Here is a 16,060-nt window from a genome sequence, read left to right on the forward strand (position 1 = left end):
CGGACCGACACCATCGGAAACAAGGAGTCAATCATGGCTGCGAAGAAAAAGGCGAAGAAGAAAGCCGCGAAGAAGAAGAAGTAAGCGGCTTCGCTCGGTGCATTTGGGGGCGTGAGGGTCTTTACTCTCGCGCCCCCATCCACTTCGAGGCCCCGCGAATACGAAGTGCGATGTTTTGAAGCCCGGAAATTCCGGGCTTTTTGTTTTTTAAGCGCCGTCGATCCGCGCAGATCGGGAATGCCGACGGCGCGTCGCGATTTTCCGCACGTTACGATTTGATGACGCTAATCTCCCGCGCGGGGGAGAAACATAAGTTGGACAAACTCGATCCGACCGTCGCGGGCTTGGTACTGCTCGCGGCGTTGATGCACGCAAGCTGGAACGCGGTGGTGAAATCCGACCCCGACCGGCTCGCTTCGTTCGGCTTGGTCATGCTCGCGGGCTGTGTGGCCAGCCTGTTCATCGTGCCCTTCGTCGGCGCGCCCGCCCCCGAAAGCTGGGGCTTCCTGATCGGGTCGGTGCTGATCCACTGCGCCTATTACTATTTCCTGCTGAAGGCCTATGCGGTCGGCGATCTGAGCCATGTCTACCCGATCGCGCGCGGACTGGGACCCACACTGGTCGCCGTCTTCTCCGGCGTGTTGATCGGCGAATATCTCTCATGGCGCGAAACCGCGGGCGTGGTGCTCGTGTCGCTCGGTGTCGCGGGTCTCGCATTGGCGCGGGGTCTGCCCAGCGCCGACGACCGCCGCGCGACGGCACTCGCCGTGCTCACCGGCTGCACCATCGCGGGCTACACGGTGGTCGACGCGATGGGCGCACGCGCCTCGGGCAATGCGATCGGCTACATCGCCTGGCTCAATATTCTGGAAGGCCCGTGGGTCTTCATCGTCGCGTGCCTGAAGCGCCGCGCGGCGATCATTCCCTATATCCGGCAATATTGGTGGCGCGGGACCGCCGGCGGCACGGTCGCGGCGATCGGCTATGGCATCGCGATCTGGGCGAGCAGCGTGTCGCCGGTCGCGCATATCTCGGCGTTGCGCGAAACATCGGTGCTGTTCGCGTCGCTGATGGGCATGTATCTGCTGCGCGAATCCTTCGGCGCCCGGCGCGTCGCCGCCGCTTTGGTGATGGTCTGCGGCCTGCTTTTAATGAATTTCAAAATCGTTTGAGATTCGGCACGATTGCGGCCTGATCCTTCGTCCGGCGCCAATCGTCGAGCGCCAAACGCACGGTCGGGAACGCGATCTCGTCCCACGGGATCTCGTCCCAGGCGCACAGCATGGTTTCCAGGCTTTCCGCGCCGGCGGCGAATTCGCCGTCGATCAGCGTGGCGCGATAGATCATCTGCACTTGGCCGATACGCGGCACCGAATAGACGCCGATCAGCGCGCCGATCTCGATCTTCGCGCACGCTTCCTCGAAGGCTTCGCGCGCCGCCCCTTCTTCGGGCGTCTCGCCCAGTTCCATATAGCCGGCGGGAATCGTCCAGCGCCCGTAAGCGGGTTCGATCGCGCGTTTGCACATCAAGATACGATCGCCCCACAGCACCACCGCGCCGACGACGATCTTGGGGTTGTCGTATTGGATGAAGCCGCAATCCCCGCAGATCAAACGTTCGCGCGTATCGCCATCGGGAATGGCGCGGATCGACGGGCCGGATTGTTTGGGCGGGGAATTCATTTCATCGCCAGCTTGGTGCAGGCGATGCGGCGCCGTCAAATAACGAGATTCACCAGCGAGCCGCGCGGCAGATTGCGCGTGGGCCGCGCCTCTTCGGCAAAATTCGTGTCGGCCGCCGCTTGGGCTTCGGGCGAACGCGACGTACCGGAGAATTCGGGCGCAACGCTCGCGCCTTCGCCCGCACCGATGCGCGACGAACCGCGCGGCGGCGGGGGCCGGAAGCCTTCCGGCCGCGCAAGGCCGCCGGTAACGGACGCGGTACTGGCTTGAATCTGCATAGCGCCGGTTTATACAAAATTTTACTTAATTCTTGATTAACGCCCGAATCGGCGTCAATTTAGGCAGTGACTAGCAAATCGGGTGAGTTACCCCCAGACCGCGCCCGAAAAATTCCGGATCGGTTTGCGAAACGCAAAGAACGAGGAGTTATCGCCACACCTGCATTCCCAAATGCTTGGTGTCGTTTACATGAGACTGGATTCGGCGAATCCGAAGATTTATCTTTCTTATCGTCGCCGTTTTGAAAGGGTTCGAACCCGCTCCATGTCGGGATTCGGTCAAGAGCAACTACACGGCCTGCTGCTTCTGGCACAGGACAAACGCCCGGAGAGCCGGGCGGCTTTGGCCGCGCGCATGGGCGACATCATTCTCGGCACCGATCTGGGCGATATGTCCGCGCGCGAGCGCGAACTGGCCGAGGAAATCCTTCAGCGCCTGCTGCACGATCTGGAAATGCCGATCCGCCGCGCGCTGGCGGAGCGTCTGGCGACCGAAGACGTGGCGCCGCGCAAGCTGATCGTGCAGCTCGCCAACGACCGGATCGAGGTCGCTTGGCCGGTGCTGCTGAAATCCGAAATTCTCGACGACGACGAATTGCTCAACGTCGTGCGCACCCGCACGATGCAGCATCGTTTGGCGATCGCGCGCCGCGCGCGGCTGTCGGTCATCCTGTCCGACGCGCTGGTGCGTCCGGGCGAGGCCGACGTGACGCGCGCCGTTCTCGAAAACTCGGGCGCGTCGATCGGCTTCGACACGTTCGAAACGCTCGTCGAGACCTCGGTTTCCGACGCCGATCTGCAGGAACTCATTCTGCGCCGCGAGGATCTCGATCCGCGCTTGGCGTCGCGGATGTACACTTGGGTATCGGAAGCCTTGCGCCGCTACATCGTCGAGAATTTCGACGTGGAGCCCACGCTGCTCGACCGCGCCATCGAACAAGCGCTCGCCGAAGTGATGGCCGATCACAAGCGCACGGTGGCGCTGAACGGCACGCTGCAACGCATCCGCTTCGCCCTCGATCGCGGCGAACTCGACGATCTGGCTGCGCTGCTGCCGCTGGTGCGCGCGGGCGAACGCTCGCTGTTCGAAAGCCTGTTCGCCAAATATGTCGGCGTGTCGATGGCGCTGGGCCGGCGCATCCTTTACGAGCAAGGCGGGCGCCCCTTCGCGCTGGCCTGCAAGGGCACGCAGGTCGACAAGGATGTGTTCACCGAGTTGCTGATGGGCCTGCGCCAGAGTGCCGCCCCCGAAGGTACGGCGCTCGACACGGCCGAATTGTTCGACGCGCTGGGGTATTGGGACGCGCTCGACACGCGCGCAGCCGAAGACCGCGTCGATGCCTGGCGCCGGGGCGAATTCGCGGCCCAATTGGTGCCCGAGCCGCCGCCGCGCCGCCCGGCCGACGAAACGCGCCAAGACGCGCCGACGCGCAATATGTACGGATCGAGCTTCCGCCGCCGGCCGCTGAAGCGTTTCCACTAAAAATCGTATCGTACACGGCGGGGACGAATTTAACGTTCTCCTAAGCTGACGCGCGCCTAATCGCACCCTGATTTCTGATGTCCGGGAGTGGCCATGTTCGCCAAGCTGCAAGGAATTCGCGTCAAGCTCGTCGCGCTGCTGTTGATGTTCGGTCTGCTGCCGCTGATCGCAGTCGGCGGCTATCTCGCCCTCCAGAAGGCGGAGATCGAGGACCAGGCGCTGGATCGCCTGGACGACGCCTCGACCACGATCATGGACCGGGTCGACCGCAACCTGTTCGAACGCTACGGCGACGTGCAGGCCTTTCTGATCAACAAGGTCGTTTCCGAACGCGAGCATTGGGCCCATCCGTCGGCGGACAATCCGCTGCTCGGCGCGATGGACGGCTATATGCGGACCTACGGCCTTTACAAGCTGATGCTGCTGGTCGATCCGTCGGGCAAACCGCTCGCGGTCAACCGCGTCGACGGTTTGGGCAAGCCGATCGATACGGCGTTCGTCTATTCGCAGAATTTCGCCGGGGCGGGCTGGCTGAAGCGCGCCTTGGCCGAAGACTATCTCACCGGCACGAACGATCTGACCGGCACCGTCGTCGAGCCGCCCGCCGCCGACGCGACCGTCGCCAAAGCCTATGGCGAAGACGGTTGGTCGATCGTGTTCGCCGCCCCGCTGAAGGACGCCGGCGGCAAAATCGTCGCGGTCTGGGCGAATTTCGCCGATTTCGGCTTGGTCGAGCAGATCGCCACCGCCGCGCAGAAGCAGCTGGCCGATAACGGCCTGCCGGGCACGTCGATCACCCTGGTCGATGCCAACGGCGTCGTGCTTGTCGATTACGACCCAGCGCGCCGCGGCAAGGATTATCGCCGCGATCCCGCGATCATCGGCAAAACCAATCTCGCGACCATGGGTCACGCGGCGGTCAAGGCCGCGCTGACGACCAAGGATCACGGCATGTTTAGCGGCCCCGATCCGCGCACGCGTTTGCCGATGGGCATGGGCTATTCCTACAGCACGGGCGCCTACGACTATCCGGGGCTGGGCTGGGCGACGGTCGTGCAAACGCCGCCCGAGGAAATTTTCGCGGCAGTCTTCACGGTCGAGCGCGCGATCACCATCGTGTTCGTCGCGGGCCTGGTGTTGATGCTGATCGCCGGCCTCGTGATCGGCACGATCGCCGTGCGCCCGTTGAACGCGTTGACCGAGGCGATGAACCGCCTCGCCGGCGGTGATCTGTCGACGCGCGTTCCCGGCGTGGACCGCAAGGACGAGTTGGGCGGCATGGCCGCGGCGATGCAGGTCTTCAAGGACAACGCGATCGAAACCGAACGCCTGAAGGGCGAACAGCAGCGCCTGCAGGAACAGGCGGAGATCGAGAAGAAGCAAGCCTTGCTCGGCATGGCCGAAACGGTCGAACGCGAGACCGGCAAAGCGGTCGACGCGATCGCCGCGACGACGACGCAGGTCGACGGTACGGCGCAGAACATGGCGAAGCTCGCCGACGACGTGTCGCGCGACTCGCAAAGCGTGGCCGCCGCGTCGGAAGAAGCTTTGGTCAACGTGCAGACCGTGTCGTCGGCGGCCGAGGAGCTTGCGGCGTCGATCCGCGAAATCTCCGGCCAGGTGGCGCGCGCTTCCAACGTCACGCGCAGCGCCGTCGACGCGGGCGAAAGGGCCCAAACGACGATCCGCTCGCTGTCCGACGCGGTCGTGAAAATCTCCGAGGTCACCAAGCTGATCGGCGAAATCGCGAGCCAGACCAATCTGCTCGCCCTCAACGCCACGATCGAAGCCGCGCGCGCGGGCGATGCGGGCAAAGGCTTCGCGGTCGTCGCGTCGGAGGTCAAAAACCTCGCCAACCAGACCGGCCGCTCGACCGAGGATATCGACCGGCAGGTGACCGAGATCCAAACCGCGACCGAGGCCGCCGTGCGCGCCGTGGGCGAGATCGGCGATCGGATCCGCGAGGTCGACGAGGTCGCCAGCGCCATCGCCGCGGCGATGGAGGAACAAGGTTCCGCGACGCAGGAGATCGCGCGCAACGTCGCCCAGACGGCCGAAGCCTCGCGCGAGGTCTCGTCGAAAATCCAAAGCGTGAGCCAAGGTGCGGACAATGTCGGCACGCGCGCGGGCGAAGTGCGCCAAGCGATCACCACCGTGTCGCGCAACGTCGAGGAACTTCGCGGCATCTTGGTGCGCGTGGTGCGCACCTCCACGCGCGACGCCAATCGCCGCGCCTGGCCGCGCTACGCGCTGAAGCTGGCCGTCGAAATGACCGATGTCGCGGGCAAGCGCGTCGATGCGGCGCTGATCGATATCTCCGAGGGCGGGGCCAATCTCAAATCCGATGCGGCGATGCGCAGCGGCGATCGCGGGTCCTTGCGCGTGGACGGGTTCGGCCAGCGTTTGACTTACGACGTGAAGGCGGTCGAGAACGGCCGCATCCATATCGAGTTCGATTTCGCGGCCGCCGACCCCGCCGCGTTCAAAGCGTGGCTCGCCCCGCGCGTCGCGGGCATGACTCCGGAAAAATGAGAAATCGAGGTGACGGGTGCGCTAAACGCCCGTCACCTCGAACTCCACGCCGGCGGTTTCTTTGAGATCGACCAGTTCGGTCCGCTTCGGCTTGGTGCCGTCGGCCTTTTCGCGGATCAGCTCGCTCTGAACGGTTTTACCGTTCAAGAACAGCACATCGACATGCGGCGGCGCGACCGGATAACGGTCGAGCGTGTGCCACACGCCCTCCTTCATCAATAGGCCCTTGGTCCCATCCATCAGGAACGCGCGCAGGCTTTCGGGCTTGGGCGCCATGTCCGGCCCGTCCGCCGGCGTGGGCGGAGCCACGACCATCACCAAGGGCGTGCCGTTGACCGGCATGAAGCCTTGCGTCACGCCGTAATGCCGCTCCAGCACCGAGAAGCGCATCGGCTGGTGGTAGAAGCGCGAATAGGAAAGCTGCGCGCCCCCTTCCGCGTCGAAAGGCAGCAGCCACGCATCCGACACGCCGCCCTGGAAATCCGATTTGCGCGACGTATCGCCGATGACGATGCCGAACGGCGCGAAACTTTCCGGCGTGAACTTCTCGACTTTGATTTGGCGTAAGGCGGTCATGAGCGCTCCCTTGGGAGGAGCGCCCGCCGGGTCACGCCAGCGCGGCGACGCCGGGCAGCTCCTTGCCTTCCAGCCATTCAAGAAACGCGCCGCCTGCCGACGACACGTAGCCGAACTTGTCCTCCACGCCCGCATGGATCAAGGCCGCGACCGTGTCGCCGCCGCCGGCGACCGACAGCAGCTTGCCCGCCTGGCTGCGCGCGGCCACACCTTTGGCGAGTTCGACCGTGCCCTTGTCGAAAGGCGGGAATTCGAACGCGCCGACCGGGCCGTTCCACACCAGTGTCTTGGCGTGGTCGAAAATCTTCAGCGTCTCGGCGACCGACAGCGGGCCGATATCCAGGATCATCTGATCGGCCGGAATGCGGCCGATCGGCACGATTTGCGCGCTGGCGCCGTCGGTCAACGCGCCCGCGACCACCGCATCGACCGGCAGCACGATCTGTTTTCCGGCCGTTTCCGCGTCCGCCATGATGCGTCGCGCGGTTTCGGCCAAGTCGCGTTCGCAAAGCGAGCGACCGACATCGACACCCTTGGCGAACAGGAACGTGTTCGCCATGCCGCCGCCGATCGCGAGGATATCGACGCGGTTCAGCAAATTGCCGATGAGTTCGAGCTTGGTCGAAACCTTCGATCCGCCGACGACCGCCGCCAGCGGACGTTGTGGGCTTTCGAGTGCCTTGCCCAGCGCGTCGAGCTCGGCCTGCATCAAACGCCCGGCATAAGCGGGCAGCAGATGCGCAATACCCTCGGTCGAGGCGTGCGCGCGATGGGCGCAGGAAAACGCGTCGTTGACGTAGATGTCGCCCAACGCGGCCAGCGCCTTCGCGAAAGCGGGATCGTTTTTTTCTTCGGCCGCGTGGAAGCGCAGATTTTCGAGCAGGGCGATACCGCCCGGCTTCAACCCCGCGATCGTCTTGGCCGCCGCGTCGCCGACGCAATCCTCGCCGAACGCGACGCGCGCACCGCACGCCTTCGACAGATCGCCGAGCAGCGGGGCCAGCGACTGACTCGCGTCGCGCCCCTTCGGGCGGCCGAAATGCGACAGCACCACGACCTTGGCGCCCTTTTTGGCGAGTTCGACGGCCGTGGGCGCGAATCGGTCGATGCGCGTCGCATCGGACACTTTTCCGTCCTTCATCGGCACGTTCAAATCGGCGCGCACGAGCACGGTTTTGCCGGAAACATCGAGTTGATCGAGGGTCTTGTAACGGGGCATGGGAAATCCGACCGGGCTGGCTTGACCGAGGGTGCGAAACGCGCGAAACGGTCCCTGATATCGCCCAGAAGGAGGTCCATTGCAATGATCCCGCCCCGGATTTTCGTCGCTATCGACCGCTCCCGCAAAGAAGACGCCGCGGCCGAAATTATCGGCCTCGGCACCGAAGGTTTCGCCGTCAAACTCGGGCTTGAATTCTTCGTCGCCCAAGGCCCGCAAGGCGTCGTCGACGTCGCGGGCGGGCGCCCGCTCTTCCTCGATCTGAAGCTCCACGACATTCCCAACACGGTTGCTGGCGGCGTGCGCTCGGCCAGCCGCTGCAAACCGCATTTCCTAACCATCCATGCGTCGGGTGGGGCGGCGATGATGCGCGCCGCCGCATCGGCCGCGAAGGAAGCGGGCGAGGCGCGCCCGAATCTCCTCGGCATCACCGTGCTCACCAGCCTCGACGAAAGCGACCTCGCCGCAATCGGCCAGCGCGGGCCGATGAGCGATCAGGCCGAACGTCTGGCCGTGCTCGCGCGCGAATCGGGTCTCGACGGCGTGGTCTGCTCGCCGCACGAGATCGCGCGCCTGCGTAAAGCCTGCGGCCCCGATTTCAAACTGGTCGTGCCCGGCATCCGTCCCGAATGGGCCGAGGCGGGCGATCAGAAGCGCATCATGACCCCGGCCGAGGCCGTGTCGCTGGGCGCCGATCACCTGGTCATCGGCCGCCCGATCACCCAGGCCAAAACGCCCAAGGACGCGCTCGCGCGCATTCTGGCGGAGATCGGCAAAGCGGCGTGACCGCCGCGATCAAAATCTGCGGGGTGACGACGCCGGAAGCGATTTCGGCGGTGGCGGAGATTCGTGCCGAATACGCCGGCTTCGTGTTTTTCCAACGCTCGCCGCGCTATCGGCCCCTCGCCCGCGCCGTCGAACTCGCTTCCGCTTTGCCGTCGTCGACCCGGCGCGTGGCGTTGCTGGTCGATGCCGACGATGCGGCGATCGGCGAAATCGTCTCGGCGCTGAAGCCGGGCCTGTTGCAGCTTCACGGCGCCGAGACGCCCGACCGCGCCCGCGATATCGCGGCCAAATTCGCGACGCCGGTGATGAAGGTGATCGGCGTCGCGTCGAAGGACGATATCGCCCGCGCCGCCGCTTATCGGGGCGTCGCCGAACGCATCATGTTCGATGCCAAGCCCCCCAAGCGCGACGGCGCCCTGCCCGGCGGCAACGCCGTGTCCTTCGACTGGACGATCCTGGCGGGGGCCGAGATCGGCCTGCCCTGGATGCTGGCCGGCGGTTTGACGCCGGGCAACGTCGCCGACGCGATCCGGATTTCGGGCGCGAAAACGGTCGATGTCTCGTCGGGCGTGGAAAGCGCCCCGGGCGCTAAATCGCCGGAATTGATCCGCGATTTCGCCGCTGCGGTGCGAAAAGCCTGATCTTGGCCCGGCCCGCCCCTCGGGCTATAACCCTCGCCCCATGACCGCTCTCAATTCCTATCGCGCTGGCCCCGACGAACGCGGCCATTTCGGCATTTTCGGCGGACGCTACGTCGCCGAAACCCTGATGCCCCTGATCCTGGAGGTCGAGCGCGCCTATACGGCCGCGAAAGCCGACCCCAGCTTCCAGAAGGAGCTCGACTACTATCTCGAACATTACGTGGGCCGTCCGTCGCCGCTGTGGCTTGCCCAGCGCCTGACCGACGAGCTGGGCGGCGCCAAGATCTATCTGAAGCGCGACGAGCTGAACCACACCGGTTCGCACAAGATCAACAACACGATGGGCCAAATCCTGCTGGCCCGCCGCATGGGCAAGAAGCGCATCATCGCGGAAACCGGTGCCGGCCAGCACGGTGTCGCGACCGCCACCGTCTGCGCGTTGTTCGGCATGCCTTGCGTCGTTTACATGGGTGCGACCGACATCGAACGCCAGGCGCCCAACGTGTTCCGCATGAAAATGCTGGGGGCCGAAGTGCGCCCGGTCACGTCGGGGACCGGCACGCTGAAAGACGCGATGAACGACGCGCTGCGCGACTGGGTCGCCAACGTGACGGACACCTACTACATCATCGGCACGGTCGCGGGTCCGCACCCGTATCCCGCCATGGTGCGCGATTTCCAATCGGTCATCGGCGTGGAAGCGCGCGCGCAAATCCTGAAGGCCGAAGGCCGCCTGCCCGACAAGCTGGTCGCGTGCATCGGCGGCGGATCGAACGCGATGGGCCTGTTCCATCCGTTCCTCGACGATCGCGACGTGGCGATGGATGCGGTGGAAGCCGCGGGCCTGGGCCTGAATACCGGCAAGCACGCGGCGTCGCTGCAAGGCGGCAAGCCCGGCGTGCTGCACGGCAACCGCACCTTCCTGCTGATGGACGACGACGGCCAGATCGCCGAAGCGCATTCGATCTCGGCCGGTCTCGACTATCCCGGCATCGGTCCGGAACATTCCTGGCTGCACGACATCAAGCGCGTGAACTATGTTGCCGCGACCGACGACGAAGCGGTCGAGGCGTTCAAGCTGCTGTCGCGCACCGAAGGCATTCTGCCCGCGTTGGAGCCGGCGCATGCCTTGGCCCATGTCGCGCGCATCGCGCCGAAAATGGCCAAGGACAAGATCATCGTCATGAATCTCTGCGGGCGCGGCGACAAGGATATCTTCGCGCTGGCCGAACGACTGGGCGTGAAGCTATGAGCCGTCTTGCCGGAACTTTCGCGCGTCTCAAGCAGGAAAAGCGCGCGGGTCTCGTCACCTATGTGATGGCGAGCGACCCCGACGCGGCGACCGCGCAAAAAATCGTCGATGGCCTGCCGGACGCGGGCGCCGACGTCATCGAACTGGGCCTGCCGTTCTCCGATCCCATGGCCGACGGCCCGGCGATCCAGGCGGCGGCGCTGCGGGCCCTCGCCAATGGCGGCTCGACCAAGGCGACGTTCGAATTGCTGCGGAATTTCCGCAAGAAGAACACGGCCACGCCGGTCGTGCTGATGGGCTACTACAACCCGATCTATATCTACGGCGCCGAGCGCTTCTGCAAAGACGCCGCCGCCGCTGGTGCGGATGGTTTGATCGTCGTCGATCTGCCGCCCGAGGAGGACGAGGAATTGCGCCCGCACGCGAAGGCGGCGGGGCTCGATCTCGTGCGCCTCGCCACGCCGACGACCGACGATAAGCGTTTGCCGACCGTGCTCGAGGGCGCGTCGGGTTTCCTCTATTACGTCGCCGTGCTGGGCGTGACGGGGACCAAATCCGCCGCCGCGACCGACGTGCAAGCGGCCGTCGCGCGCATCAAGCGCCACACCCAGCTTCCCGTCGCCGTCGGCTTCGGCATCAAGACGCCCGAAGGGGCCGCCGCCATCGCTAAGCATGCCGATGCGGCCGTGGTCGGGTCGGCGTTGGTGCAGATCGTCGCCGACACCAAGACCGATCCGGTCACACCGATGCATAAGCTGGTGCGCGAACTCGCCGCCGCCGTGCGCGGCGCCAAGCAAGGAGCGGCCGCATGAGCTGGCTGACCAATTTCGTCCGCCCGAAGATCCGGGCGCTGGTCCGCAAGACCGAGGTGCCCGACAATCTGTGGGACACCTGCCCGTCCTGCGGCAAGATGATCTTCCACCGCGATCTGGAAGCAAACCAGCGCGTGTGCACGCATTGCGGGCACCATATGCGCTTGCCCGCCAAGCGCCGCCTGGAAACGCTGTTCGACGACGGCGCCTATGCGCGCATCGAACTGCCCAAGACGATCCAGGACCCGCTGAAATTCCGCGATCAAAAGAAATACGCCGATCGCCTGAAGGCGGCGCGCGACAAGACCGGCGAGCAGGACGCGATTCTGGTGGCGCATGGCCGCTTGGGCGGCGTGCAGACCGTGATCGCGGTGTTCGATTTCGAGTTCCAAGGCGGTTCGATGGGCGTTGCCGTCGGCGAAGCCTTGATCGCCGCCGCGCGGCTTGCGGTCCTTCAACAAGCGCCGCTGATCGTCATTCCCGCCTCGGGCGGGGCGCGCATGCAGGAAGGGATTTTGTCCCTGATGCAGCTGCCGCGCACTGTGATCGCGGCGGAGGAAGTCAAAGAAGCGGGCCTGCCCTATATCGTGCTGCTGACCGACCCGACCACGGGCGGCGTGTCGGCGAGCTTCGCGATGCTGGGCGATATCGCGATCTCCGAACCGGGTGCGACCATCGGCTTTGCCGGGGCGCGCGTCATCGAGGAAACGATCCGCGAGAAATTGCCCGCCGGCTTCCAGAAAGCGGAATACCTGCTCGACCACGGCATGGTCGACATGGTCGTGCATCGTCACGAGCTTCGCGCCACGCTCGCCCGCATGCTGAAGCTGCTGACCGAGCCGAGCACGGGCGCCAAAGTGGTGAAGATGCCGCAGCCGCAGCTCGACATTCCCAAGGCGCGCTGAGCACCCGCGAAACAAGATGGCCGTGGACCCCATTCTGGAGCGTCTGACGACGCTTCACCCCAAGGTCATCGACATGTCGCTGGATCGTCTGGTCCGGCTGCTCGCCGATCTGGGGAACCCGCATCTTTCGCTGCCGCGCGTGACGCATATCGCGGGCACGAACGGCAAGGGCTCCACCCTCGCCTATATCCGCGCAATGTGCGAAGCGGCGGGCGAGCGTGTGCATGTCTACACCTCGCCGCATCTGGTGCGCTTCAACGAGCGCATCCGCTTGGCCGGCAAGCTGATCGACGACGCGATGCTCGAGGCGACACTCGCCGAGATCGAGCGCATCAACGCCGGGCGCCCGATCACGTTTTTCGAGATCACGACGGCGGCCGCGTTCGTGGCTTTCGCGCGCGTTCCCGCCGATCGCGTGCTGCTCGAAACCGGCATGGGCGGCCGGCTGGACGCCACCAACGTCGTGCCCAAGCCCGATCTGGTCGCCCTCGCGCCGATCTCGCTCGATCACACCCAGTATCTGGGCGACACGTTGGCGCTGATCGCGGGCGAGAAAGCCGGGATCGTCAAGCGCGGCGTGCCGGTCTGCGTGGGCGTACAGCCCGCCGAAGCCAGCGCCGTGTTCGATGCGCGCGCGGCCGAAATGGCGGCACCCTTGTTCCGCCACGGCCGCGAATGGAATTTCGCGCTGCTCGACGAAGGCGGTTTCCAATATCGCGGGCTCAAAACCCGCCGCTTGCCGCGCCCTTCGCTGCCCGGCCCCCATCAATACGCGAACGCCGCCCTCGCCGTTGCGTGCGCCGAGAAGCTCGGCCTGCCCGATTCGGCGATCGAAGCGGGTATCACCTCGGCGCAATGGCCCGCGCGTTTGCAGCGCCTGACGCGCGGCCCCCTGGTCGAGAAGCTGCCGCCGCGTGTGGCGCTCTATCTCGATGGCGGCCATAACGAAGGGGCGGGCGAAGCGCTCGCCAAATGGGCGCAAGGCCGGCAGATCGATCTCGTCTTCGGCATGCTCTCGACCAAGCAGCCGATCGACTTCCTGCGCCACGTCGCACCCTATGTGCGCCGTTTGCGCGCGATCGCGATCCCCGACGAGAAACTGTCGCTGCCCGCCAGCGATATCGCGGCGGCGGCGCGCCAAGCCGGCATCGCCGACGTGGCCGAAGCCGTGTCGGCCGACGCCGCGATCGCCGATCTGGCGCCCGCGACGGCCCCCGAATCGCCCGTGCTGATTTGCGGCTCGCTTTATCTGTGCGGGCGCATCCTGGCCGATAACGGCTAAACCGCCGGATCGAACAGCAGCCGCACGTAATTGCGGAAATGCAGCACTTGCGCGGGCAGGATCTTCGGATCCTTCAAGGATTTGCCGAGTGTGATCCCGCCGTCGATCAACGCGGCGGCCATGTCGGCGAGCGCCGCGCGATCGATCGGCACGCGCGGCGGATATTTGGCCGCGATCGCGTCGAAGCGTTCGGCGAAGCGCGCGCGCCAGCGCAGGAAGGATTGACGCGACAAAGCGCGCACATCCGCGTCGAACAACTGTTCCTGATAGACGAACGACGCGGCTAGACAGCCCGGATGCGCTTCGGGCAGATCGGCCAGCATTTCGGCGAACAGCTTCAATCCGATCAGGAAGGATTGCAGCGGATCCTCCGACAATTCGTCGCCACGCGCGAACAGGCCGTCGAGAATGATCCTGTCGTTCGCCACGTAGCGCTCGATCAGCGCCTTGGCGAGCGCGTTCTTGTCGCGGAAATGATGGAAGAACCCGCTTTTGGAAATACCGGCGCCGGCGATCAGTTCCTCGATCGAGGTCGCGCCGAATCCCTTCTCGAGCGTCGCCGCTTCGGCGAGTTCGAGAATCCGTTCGCGTGCGCCGCCGCGCTTTGGCGTGGCCGTTTCCTGCATGGGCGTAGCTGTACCGTAAGTACGGTTGCCGCGCCATGCCGGGGCGAAGCACCCGGAACCGCCCGCCGCCCGACCGCACCATAGGTGGGCTGGCGGCATGGCCGTGTCGCGCCTTAGAAGCGCGTCCCCGATCCGAATGGGAGACGCACATGACGCAAGATTTGCTGGGAAATCCCCTGTCCTACGCCGATAAGGCCGCCGTCGCCGCCTGCGACGCGGCCGCCGAAAAGCTGCTGGCCTATCGCGCCGACCCACTGGCCGATATCGACGCGGTGATCGCGGCGCATCCGCGCTTCGCCATGGCCAAGCTGTTCCGCGCCGGGCTGATCGCGACGGCGGGCGATACGGCGTTGGACGCGATGTTCAAGGCAGCGTTCGACGACGCGGCGGCACTCGCACCCGAGATGAACGACCGCGAACGCGCGCATCTCGCCGCACTGGACGCGTGGCGCGAAGGCCGCTTCGCGGCCGCCGCCGATCGCTGGGGCCGCATCCTGTTCGATCACCCGCGCGACACGACGGCGCTGCAAATGGCCCATCTGGCGGATTTCTATGTCGGCCAGGCGGCGATGCTGCGCGACCGACCGAGCTGGGCGTTGCGCGCCTTCGACGGCGCGGCGCCGCGCCGCAATTTCGTGCTGGGCATGCGCGCCTTCGGCCTGGAGGAGAACGGGCAATACGATGCCGCGCGCGCGATGGGCGAAGCGGCCGTCGCCGCCGCGCCGCAAGATGCCTGGGCGGTCCACGCGGTGGCGCATGTCCACGAGATGCGCGGCGACACGGCGGCGGGAATCGCCTGGCTCGAAACCACGCAAAGCGGCTGGGCGCCCGAAAATCTGTTCGCCTTCCATAATTGGTGGCATCTCGCCTTGCTGCATCTCGATCGCGGCGAAACCGGCGCGGCGCTGGCGCTGTACGACACGCGCGTGCGTCCGGCGGATAGCGACGCGGCGCTCGAAATGGTCGACGGATCGGCGCTGTTGTGGCGCATCTGGACGCGCGGCGGCGACGTCGGCGAACGCTGGTCGAAGCTCGCGACCCTGTGGGAAAGCCGGATCGGCCATGGCGGTTACGCGTTCAACGACGTCCACGCGACGATGGCGTTCGTCGGCGCGGGCCGTTTCGATCTGGCGCGAACGCAGATCGAAACTTTGCGCAAAGCGGCCGGCGGTGCGGGCGACAACGCGGCGATGGCAGCGCAGGTCGGCTTGCCGGTCGCGCAAGCGCTGCTCGCCTTCGGCCAAGGCGAATGGCGAAGCTGCGCCGATCTGCTGACCGCCGTGCGACCGCACGCGATCCGCTTCGGCGGCAGCAATGCCCAACGCGACGTCCTCGCCTGGACGGCGGCGGAGGCGGCTTTGCGCGCGGGCGACTCCGCGATGGCGCAAGCACTGATCGCCGAGCGCCTGGCGGCGAAGCCGGACAGCCGGATCAATCTCGACTGGTCGCGCCGCTTGGGCGCGAAAGCCGCGCGCGCGGCCTGAAGAAGCGAAAACCCCGATGCGGTATCCCGCATCGGGGTTTCGGATGCGCCGCGAAGGGGCGGACGGTCAGATGACCGACTGCACCCAGCTGTAAAGGCCGCTTTTCGGCATCGAGCCGATCTTCGTCGCCTTCACTTCGCCGTTCTGGAACAGCATCAGCGTCGGAATGCCGCGCACGCCGTACTTGGACGGCGTCTGCGGATTCTCGTCGATATTGATCTTCGCGATCGTCAGCTTGCCCGCCATATCCTTGGCGAGATCGTCGAGGGCGGGCGCGATCTGCTTGCAGGGGCCGCACCACTCGGCCCAGAAATCGACCAGCACCGGGCCCGGGGCCTGGAGCACGTCGGTCGGGAAGCTCGTGTCGGTGACTTTGGTCGTGGTGGACATTGAATACGCCTCGGGTTCAAAGGGCTCGTTGCAAAAGTAGGTAGCCGGGGCCCAAGGGTCAAGGTCCGCCGCAACGATTGCCGGATAGTGGCTTTGGTGAGCGATTTCCGC

16 protein-coding genes are annotated in these 16,060 nt (G+C 65.7%); 10 read left to right on the plus strand and 6 right to left on the minus strand.

What is annotated here, in order from left to right; all coding sequences use genetic code 11:
- Window positions 1-314: 314 nt before the first annotated feature.
- Entirely contained in the window at window positions 315-1,172 is an 858-nt protein-coding gene (locus J0H39_00245) for an EamA family transporter (protein ID MBN9495154.1), read from the plus strand.
- Here the strand turns inward: J0H39_00245 and J0H39_00250 are convergent.
- Both J0H39_00250 and J0H39_00255 read right to left on the minus strand, forming a co-directional pair.
- Window positions 1,159-1,683, minus strand: a complete 525-nt coding sequence (locus J0H39_00250; GenBank protein ID MBN9495155.1) for an NUDIX hydrolase — start codon at window positions 1,681-1,683, stop codon at window positions 1,159-1,161. The genes J0H39_00245 and J0H39_00250 overlap by 14 nt on opposite strands.
- 35 nt (window positions 1,684-1,718) lie before the next feature.
- The gene (locus tag J0H39_00255) at window positions 1,719-1,961 is read right to left on the minus strand and encodes a hypothetical protein (GenBank protein ID MBN9495156.1); all 243 of its coding nucleotides are present in this window, start codon (window positions 1,959-1,961) and stop codon (window positions 1,719-1,721) included.
- Window positions 1,962-2,226: 265 nt separating this feature from the next.
- Between J0H39_00255 and J0H39_00260 the strand changes: the two genes are divergently transcribed.
- Entirely contained in the window at window positions 2,227-3,444 is a 1,218-nt protein-coding gene (locus J0H39_00260) for a DUF2336 domain-containing protein (GenBank protein MBN9495157.1), read from the plus strand.
- A gap of 93 nt (window positions 3,445-3,537) precedes the next feature.
- Window positions 3,538-5,976 (plus strand): HAMP domain-containing protein, encoded by a 2,439-nt coding sequence (locus J0H39_00265; protein ID MBN9495158.1) that lies wholly within the window; start codon window positions 3,538-3,540, stop codon window positions 5,974-5,976.
- A 21-nt stretch (window positions 5,977-5,997) separates the two neighbouring features.
- Here J0H39_00265 and J0H39_00270 read toward each other — a convergent pair whose 3' ends face one another.
- Together J0H39_00270 and J0H39_00275 are read right to left on the minus strand one after the other, a co-directional pair.
- Window positions 5,998-6,552 (minus strand): ureidoglycolate lyase, encoded by a 555-nt coding sequence (locus J0H39_00270; GenBank protein MBN9495159.1) that lies wholly within the window; start codon window positions 6,550-6,552, stop codon window positions 5,998-6,000.
- Between the two features lie 31 nt (window positions 6,553-6,583).
- Window positions 6,584-7,771, minus strand: a complete 1,188-nt coding sequence (locus J0H39_00275) for a phosphoglycerate kinase (GenBank protein ID MBN9495160.1) — start codon at window positions 7,769-7,771, stop codon at window positions 6,584-6,586.
- Between the two features lie 84 nt (window positions 7,772-7,855).
- Between J0H39_00275 and pyrF the strand changes: the two genes are divergently transcribed.
- From pyrF to J0H39_00305, 6 genes are read left to right on the plus strand one after another with little or no spacing between them, the layout of a single operon-like run.
- On the plus strand, window positions 7,856-8,557 hold the full coding sequence (gene pyrF, locus J0H39_00280; GenBank protein ID MBN9495161.1) for an orotidine-5'-phosphate decarboxylase: 702 nt from the start codon (window positions 7,856-7,858) through the stop codon (window positions 8,555-8,557).
- A complete protein-coding gene (locus tag J0H39_00285; protein MBN9495162.1) occupies window positions 8,554-9,198 on the plus strand; it encodes a phosphoribosylanthranilate isomerase in 645 nt (214 codons plus the stop codon). The genes pyrF and J0H39_00285 overlap by 4 nt, the downstream gene beginning before the upstream one ends.
- A 40-nt stretch (window positions 9,199-9,238) precedes the next feature.
- A complete protein-coding gene (gene trpB, locus J0H39_00290) occupies window positions 9,239-10,450 on the plus strand; it encodes a tryptophan synthase subunit beta (protein ID MBN9495163.1) in 1,212 nt (403 codons plus the stop codon).
- Window positions 10,447-11,262 (plus strand): tryptophan synthase subunit alpha, encoded by an 816-nt coding sequence (gene trpA, locus J0H39_00295; protein MBN9495164.1) that lies wholly within the window; start codon window positions 10,447-10,449, stop codon window positions 11,260-11,262. The genes trpB and trpA overlap by 4 nt, the downstream gene beginning before the upstream one ends.
- Window positions 11,259-12,167: an acetyl-CoA carboxylase carboxyltransferase subunit beta gene (locus tag J0H39_00300; protein MBN9495165.1), complete on the plus strand. Its 909-nt coding sequence runs from the start codon at window positions 11,259-11,261 to the stop codon at window positions 12,165-12,167. Before trpA ends, J0H39_00300 begins: the two co-directional genes overlap by 4 nt.
- 16 nt (window positions 12,168-12,183) lie before the next feature.
- On the plus strand, window positions 12,184-13,449 hold the full coding sequence (locus J0H39_00305) for a bifunctional folylpolyglutamate synthase/dihydrofolate synthase (GenBank protein ID MBN9495166.1): 1,266 nt from the start codon (window positions 12,184-12,186) through the stop codon (window positions 13,447-13,449).
- On the opposite strand, the gene J0H39_00310 is transcribed toward J0H39_00305, so the two are convergent.
- Window positions 13,446-14,075 (minus strand): TetR/AcrR family transcriptional regulator, encoded by a 630-nt coding sequence (locus J0H39_00310; GenBank protein ID MBN9495167.1) that lies wholly within the window; start codon window positions 14,073-14,075, stop codon window positions 13,446-13,448. The genes J0H39_00305 and J0H39_00310 overlap by 4 nt on opposite strands.
- 149 nt (window positions 14,076-14,224) lie before the next feature.
- On the opposite strand from J0H39_00310, the gene J0H39_00315 reads away from it, so the two are divergent.
- Window positions 14,225-15,559, plus strand: coding sequence for a tetratricopeptide repeat protein (locus J0H39_00315; GenBank protein ID MBN9495168.1), 1,335 nt, complete (start codon window positions 14,225-14,227; stop codon window positions 15,557-15,559).
- Window positions 15,560-15,625: 66 nt separating this feature from the next.
- On the opposite strand, the gene trxA is transcribed toward J0H39_00315, so the two are convergent.
- A complete protein-coding gene (trxA, locus tag J0H39_00320) occupies window positions 15,626-15,949 on the minus strand; it encodes a thioredoxin TrxA (protein MBN9495169.1) in 324 nt (107 codons plus the stop codon).
- Window positions 15,950-16,060: the final 111 nt, after the last annotated feature.

Source organism: Alphaproteobacteria bacterium, from assembly GCA_017308135.1.
GTDB lineage: Bacteria > Pseudomonadota > Alphaproteobacteria > CACIAM-22H2 > CACIAM-22H2 > Tagaea.